2 protein-coding genes are annotated in these 1,366 nt (G+C 69.6%); both read right to left on the bottom strand.

Annotated features, from left to right (window positions below; translation table 11 throughout):
- The coding region (tnpB, locus tag CUT39_RS16255; protein WP_198587200.1) for an IS607 family element RNA-guided endonuclease TnpB at positions 1-1,085 on the bottom strand (1,085 nt) is incomplete at its 3' end.
- Positions 1,082-1,366, bottom strand: a 285-nt coding sequence (locus CUT39_RS16250; RefSeq protein WP_198586992.1) for a recombinase family protein, incomplete at its 5' end; no start/stop codon positions are given. The genes tnpB and CUT39_RS16250, both read right to left, overlap by 4 nt.

The following is a 1,366-nucleotide window of genomic DNA, read 5'->3' as shown; positions in this document are numbered from 1 at the left end:
GAGGACGGCAGCCACCGGTCGGCCACGACCAGGGTGCCGCCGTTCCAGGCGGTCTTGTATTCGAGCCGGCGGCGGATCCGGCCGAAGGCCGCATCGGCGATCCGGCGGGCGAGCCTGCGGTTGCGCAGCATCCCGGTGACGTTGAGGTCTTCGACCACGACCGTGCCGTGCTCGGCGGCCAGGCGCGTGGTGAGTTTGTGGATCGCGTCGCCTCGTGCGTCGGCGACGGACCCGTGCAGCCGGTTCAGCCGCTGCTTGGCTTTCAGCCACCGCTTCGACGGCTGCTTGCCGGGCGCGGGGCCTTGTTTCCTGGCCAGCGACCGGTTCGCCTTCCGCAGCTTGTGCTGGGCGGCGTCCAGATGCTTCGGGTTCGGGACGAATTCACCGGTGGACAGCACGGCAAGGTGTTTGACGCCCAGATCGACGCCCACGACCGAGTCCGGGCGGGCCGGAGTGCGTTCGCGTTGCTCGATTTCGCAGGTCAGGGACACGTACCACCGGCCACCGCTGCCTTGGGTGAGGGTGGCCGACAGGAGGCGGCCCGTGCCGCGCCGCAGGTGCCGGTCGAGCTTGCGCGTGTTCTCGCAGGTGCGCACGGTCCCGATCCGGGGCAGTGTGAGGTGCCGTCGATCCGGTTCGAGCCGGATGGTGCCGGTGGTGAACCGGCACGAGGGCCGGGAGTGCTTTTGTTTCGGCTGCGGGAAGCCCATCTTGGGTCCGGCGCGTTTGCCGCGCTTGGACGCCTGCCAGTTCGCAAGTGCCATCGCGAGGTCGGCGCAACCGGCCGCGTAGACCTCTTTGGAGTTCTCGGCCCACCATGACGTGCCGTCCCCGCGGCCGGTGGCCGCCTCCTTGCGGGCGTTCCAGGATTTGCGAAGCCCGTAGGCCGACCAGTTCACATACGGGGTCAGATCGGCCTCGGCCAGGCCGTAGGTCCGCTCGGCCTCCCGCTGGTCCAGGTTCGCCCGCACCACCCCGAGCATGTGGTTGAACGCGAACCGCTTCCCACCGCAGTGGGAGCCGAACGCCTCGGCCTGCACCGGGGTCGGGTCGAGCGCGTACCGGTAGGCCTTGATGACTTTCACGACGCGGACTCCGAAGCGGCTTTCATGGCGGCCCGGGCGCGGCGCTGGGCCGACCGGCGGCCGTACAGGCGCGCGCACATCCAGATCAACACCTCGGTCATCTCCGGCACCAAGTCGTCCTCGACCTCGGCCTCATCCAGCACGACAATGGAACGGCCTTGCGCTGCAAGCGCGGCCTCCACCTGCTCGAACCCGAACCTGGCCAGCCGGTCCCGGTGCTCGACCACGATCGTCGACACCGAAGCGTCGGCCAGCAGCCGCCGCAGCTCGACCAGGTTCCC

The organism is Glycomyces xiaoerkulensis, from assembly GCF_002798405.1.
GTDB lineage: Bacteria > Actinomycetota > Actinomycetes > Mycobacteriales > Micromonosporaceae > Glycomyces > Glycomyces xiaoerkulensis.
Note: the sequence above shows the minus strand (reverse complement) of the source record. Positions and strands in the feature narration are given on the sequence as shown.